This is a genomic window from Micromonospora sp. NPDC049799 (assembly GCF_040656655.1).
Lineage (GTDB): Bacteria > Actinomycetota > Actinomycetes > Mycobacteriales > Micromonosporaceae > Micromonospora.
Genome location: NZ_JBFAMU010000327.1, coordinates 1 through 5625, shown reverse-complemented (window position 1 = coordinate 5625; position 5625 = coordinate 1). Strand labels below are relative to the sequence as shown.

At 73.0% G+C, this 5625-nt stretch carries 2 protein-coding genes; both read right to left on the bottom strand.

Annotation, left to right across the window (positions count from 1 at the left end; genetic code table 11):
• Positions 1-1700, bottom strand: a 1700-nt coding sequence (locus tag AB0I76_RS21185) for a beta-ketoacyl synthase N-terminal-like domain-containing protein (protein WP_357038049.1), incomplete at its 3' end; no start/stop codon positions are given.
• Between the two features lie 46 nt (positions 1701-1746).
• A partial coding sequence (locus AB0I76_RS21180) for an SDR family NAD(P)-dependent oxidoreductase (protein WP_357038046.1) occupies positions 1747-5625 on the bottom strand: 3879 nt, incomplete at its 5' end.

Below are 5625 nucleotides of genomic sequence, written 5' to 3'. Positions count from 1 at the left end.
TCGGTCAGGGCGGTCAGCGCCTCGCACATCTCGTCGAGGGTGCGGCCGAGGACCACGGCCCGGTGCGGGAACAGGGTGCGTCCGGCGAGGGCGTGGGCCACGTCGACGAGGTCCAGGTCATCTGTGTCGGTGGCCCAGTCGTGTAGCCGGCGGCCGTACTCCCGCAGCGTGGTCTCGGTCTTCGCCGACAGCAGCCACGGCACCCACCCACCACCCGGCAGATCCACCAGCTCGTCACCGTCGAGGGCGTCCACCGGAATCGTGGCGGGGTCCGGCCCGGCCGGCACCGGCTGGTCGACCGGAGTCGGTGCGTCGGCGGGTGCCTCCTCGATGATCAGGTGGGCGTTGGTGCCGCTGACGCCGAATGAGGAGATCCCTGCCCGACGCGGTTGCGGACCGGGCCGCCAGTCGACCGGCCGGTCGAGCAGACGGACGTTGCCGCTGTCCCAGTCGACGTGTGGGCTGGGCGTGTCGATGTGCAGGGTGTGCGGCAGCCGGTGGTGCCGCATCGCGAGGACCATCTTCATGACGCCGGCGACGCCGGCGGCGGCCTGGGTGTGGCCGATGTTGGACTTGACCGACCCGAGCCACAGTGGTTGGTCGTTGCGCCGGTGTTGTCCGTAGGTCGCGAGCAGTGCCTGGGCTTCGATGGGGTCGCCGAGGGTGGTGCCGGTGCCGTGCGCCTCGACGGCGTCGACGTCGGCGGGGGTCAGCCTCGCGTTGGCCAGGGCCTGCCGGATCACCCGTTCCTGCGAGGGGCCGTTCGGGGCGGTCAGCCCGTTGCTCGCCCCGTCCTGGTTCACCGCCGACCCGCGGATGACGGCGAGGACCTGGTGGCCGCGTTCCTGGGCGACGGAGAGGCGTTCGAGCAGGAGCAGGCCGGCGCCCTCGCCCCAGCCGGTGCCGTCGGCGGCGGCGGCGAACGGCTTGCACCGGCCGTCCGGCGACAGTCCGCGCTGCCGACTGAACTCGATGAACGGGCGCGGCAGGGCGAGAATCGTGGCGCCACCGGCGAGCGCCATGTCGCACTCGCCGTTGCGGATCGCCTGCGCGGCCAGGTGCATCGCCACGAGCGACGACGAACACGCCGTGTCCACGGTGATCGCCGGCCCCTCCAACCCCAGCACGTACGCGATCCGCCCGGACGCCACGCTGCCCGAGTTGCCCGTGACCAGGTACCCCTCCAGGTCCGGATCGGGCTCGCTCATCCGGGCCAGGTAGTCCTGCGAGATCACCCCGGCGAACACGCCGACCTGCTCACCGCGCAGGCTGGCCGGGTCGATGTGGGCCTGCTCGACGCACTCCCACGCGGTCTCCAGCAGCAGCCGCTGCTGCGGGTCCATCGCCGTCGCCTCCCGGGGGCTGATGCCGAAGAAGGCGGCGTCGAAGCCGGGGGCGTCGGTGAGGAACCCGCCGTCGCGGGCGTACGTGGTGCCGGGCGAGTCCGGGTCCGGGTCGTAGAGAGACTCCAGCTCCCAGCCCCGGTCGGTCGGGAACGGCCCGATCGCGTCACCACCTGCGGCCACCAGGTCCCACAGCTGCTCCGGGGTGTCGATCCCGCCCGGGTAGCGGCAGGCCATCCCCACGATCGCCACCGGCTCGTGGGCCCGGTCCTCCACCTCGCGCAGCCGCTGCCGGGTCGAGCGCAGGTCGGCGGTGGCCCGCTTCAGGTAACTGCGGAGCTTGTCTTCGTCGTTCATCGTGCGTCCCCCTGGTCGGAGCCGGCATAAACGATCATCAATCTGGTCACGACGGGGAACCGCCGAGTTCCTTGTCCAGCGCGCTGAACAACTCCTCGTCGCTCGCCGACTCCAGGTCGACGAGATCGTCGAGGTCCGCGCCGTCCGGCCGTAGGCCGTCCAACCGGCGCAGCAGGTCTCGCAGCCGGTCCTCCGCCCGGTGCCGTTCCGCGTCGTTCAGCGCGGCCACCGCCAGCGCCGCCTCCACCCGGTCCAGTTCGGCGAGTACGGACGTCGGCGGCGCCTGCTCCGCCGGCGCGAGCTGCCCGGCGAGGTACTCCGCCACCGCCACCGGTGTCGGGTGGTCGAAGACCAGGGTGGCCGGTAGCGGCAGCCCGGTTGCGGTACGCAGCCGGTTGCGCAGCTCCACCGAGGTCAGTGAGTCGAAGCCGAGGTCCTTGAACGGCGACCCCTCCGCCACCGATCCCGGCGAGCCCTGGCCCAGCACCACCGCCACGTGGCCCCGGACCAGGTCCAGCAGCAGTCGGGGCCGCTCGCCCGGGGGCAGGGCGGCGAGCTGCTCGGCGAGCGGCCGGCCGCCCACCACCTGCTCCTCGGCCGCGCGCCGGGTCGGGTTGCCGACGAGGGCGCCGAGGATGGCGGGTACGCGCGGTTGGTTGCGCAGGGTGGGGAGATGGAGCTTGACCGGCACGAGGTTGGGGTGGGTGTGGGTGAGGGCGGCATCGAGGAGGGCGAGCCCTTCCCCGGTCTCCAGGCCCAGGCTGCCGGCACGGGCCATCCGCGCCCGGTCCACGTCGGTCAGATGGCCGGTCATCCCGGTCCGCTGGGCCCAGTAGCCCCACGCGGTACTCGTCGCCGGCAGGCCGAGGTCCCGGCGGTGCTGGGCGAGCGCGTCGAGGAACGCGTTCGCCGCCGCGTAGTTGCCCTGTCCCGGGGTGTCGATGGTCCCCGAGCTCGACGAGAAGAGCAGGAAGTGGGTGAGGGGGTGGTTTCTGGTGGCGTGGTGGAGGTGCCAGGCGGTGTCGACCTTGGGTTTGAGGGTGGCGTGCAGGTCCGGTGGGGTGAGGTTGGTGAGGGTGGTGTCGTGGAGGGTTCCGGCGGTGTGGACGACGCCGGTGAGGGGGTGCCCGGTCTGGTCGATGTGGTCGACGACCTCGGCGAGTTGATGGGAGTCGGTGGTGTCGCAGGCGGTGATGGTGACGGTGGCGCCGCAGTCGGTGAGCTGGTGGATGAGGTGGGCGGTGTCGGGGTGGCGGGGGCCCTGGCGGCTGACGAGGTGGAGGTGGCGGACGCGGTGGTGGCTGGCGAGGTGGGTGGCGACCTGTTGGCCGAGCGTGCCGGTTCCGCCGGTGATGAGGGTGGTGCCGGTGTCGGTGCCGGTTTCGCTGCGGGCGCCGGTTCCGCCGCCGGCGGGGCTGGTTTCGGTGGCGGCGAGGGCAGGGGGGAGGGTGAGGGCGATTTTGCCGGTGTGGCGGGCGTTGGCGAGGTAGCGGAAGGCGGTGGGTGCGTGGCGGATGTCGTAGGCACGGGTGGGCAGCGGGGGGAGGGTGCCGTCGTGGAAGAGCGGTTGGAGGTGCTGGTAGAGGGCGACGATGTGGTTCTCGCCCGGGTCCATGAGATCGAAGGCCTGGTAGGTGGTGTCCGGGTGGTGGGTTTGCCAGGCTCGCGGGTCACGGATGTCGGTCTTGCCCATGTCGATGAGACGTCCGCCTCGGGTGAGGAGGCGGGCGCTGGCGTCGAGGTGTTCACCGGTGAGGCTGTTGAGGACGACGTCGATGCCGGGGGTGTGGGTGCGGTAGTGCTCTTCGTAGTCGAGGGTGCGGCTGTTAGCGATGTGCGGATGGGTGACGCCCAAGCGGTGCAGCGTCGGCCACTTGGTGGGGTGGGCGGTGGCGTGGATGTGGGCGCCGAGATGACGGGCCACATGGACGGCAGCCTGGCCGACACCGCCGGTGGCGGCGTGGATGAGGAGGTGTTCGCCGGGTTGGAGCCGGGCGAGGTCGTGTAGGGCGTAGTAGGCGGTGAGGTAGGCGATGGGTGCGGTGGCGGCTTGGGTGAGGGTCCATCCGTGGGGGATGGGGGTGAGAAGGCGGTGGTCGGTGACGGCGGTGGGGCCGATGCCGTTGAACAGGCCCATGACGTGTTGGCCGATGTGCAGGTCGGTGACGGCGGTGCCGATGTCGGTGATGGTGCCGGCGCCTTCGCCGCCGATGGGGCGGGGGTCGTTGACGATGCCGAGGGCGACGACGACGTCGCGGAAGTTGACGCCGCCGGCGTGGAGTTGGACGCGGACCTGGTGGGGTTGCAGGGGCGCGGTGTAGTCGGGGCAGTGGGCCAGTCGTAGGTTGTCGAGGCTGCCACCTGAGGTGGTTTCCAACCGCCACGTGTCACTGTCCGGCAACGGCAGACCCGCACTCTGCTGGGCCGGCTGAAGACGCGGCACGTACAGCGACCCGTCGCGGATGGCCATTTGCGGCTCACCGGACCCGACCGCCCGGCCGAGGGCGGCGACGCTGTCCGCCTTCCCGTCCAGGTCCACCACGGTGATCCGGTCCGGGTGCTCGGCGAGCCCGGTGCGCAGCATGCCCCAGCACGCCGAGGCCGCCAGGTCGGTGATCCGGTCGTCCACCCCCGTGCTCACCGCACCCCGGGTCAGCACCACCAGCCGGGTGTCGGCCAGCGACTCCTCGGCCAGCCACCCCTGCAGCACCCGCAGCAGCGACTCCGTCGAACCGTGCGTGGCCGCCAGCACGTCGCCGTCCGCGCCGTCGATCACCGGCCCGGCGCCGTACCAGGGCAGCGCGACCGTCCGCACCGCCGGGCCGCCAGCCGCGACGGCCTCGCCGAGCGCGGCGATGGTCCGGTACGCCGACGCCGTCCCGAACGCCGCCGACCACCGGTCGACCGCGTCGGGGTCGTCGCCTAGCACCGCCACAGGGCCGACCTCCGCGTGCTCGGTCGGGTCGACCGGCAGCCAGTCCACGTGCAGCAGCCACTGCGGATCCACCCGTACGCCGCCACGCTCCGCGCCCTCCACCGGCACCTCGCGCAGCACCAGCGACCGGGCGTCCAGCACCGGCTGACCGGCCGGGTCGTAGACGACCAGGGTGGCCTGGTCCCCGCCCCGGCGTACCAGGTGCACCCGGACGCTGGTGGCCCGGGTGGCGTGCAGCCGTACGCCGGACCAGACGAACGGCAGCTGCACCCGGGTCACGTCACCGTCGGCGGCCAGGGCCAGCACGTGCAGCGTGGCGTCGAGCAGCGCGGGGTGTACGCCGTACCCGTCGACGTCGCCCCGGACCGGCTCCGGCAGCGCCACCTCCGCGTAGAGGTCGTCACCCGCACGCCACGCCCGGCGCAGGCCCTGGAACGCCGGCCCGTACCGGTAACCCAGCTCGGCCAACCACTCGTACACCCCGTCGACGGTCAGCGGGTCGGCGCCGGTCGGCGGCCACTCCGTCCGGGCGGCGGGCGGGGGGTCCGTGGGCTCGACGGCGAGGGTGGCGGTGGCGTGGTGCGTCCAGACGGTCCCGTCGGTGCTTCCCGAGGGACGCGAGTGGACGGTCAGGCCACGGCGGTCCTCCTCGTCCGGCGGGTCGAGCGTGACCTGCACGTCGGCCGGCTGCTCGGTCAGGAACAGCGGCTGGTGCAGGGTGAGCTCGGCGAGGTACCGGTGTCCGGTGCCGGCGCCGGCGTGCAGGGCGAGGTCGACGTACGCGGTCGCGGGCAGCAGGCAGCCGGCCGTGATGGCGTGGTCGACGAGCCACGGATGGCTGCGGGTGGAGAGCTGGCCGGTGAAGAGGCGCTGGTCGGCGGGGGTGGCCAGCCGGCCGGTGAGCAGCGGGTGCTGCGGGCCGTCCGGCCGCCGGGTCCGCCGGCCGGGGATCCAGTAGGGCGGGGGGGGGGGGGGGGAGGTGGGGGGGGT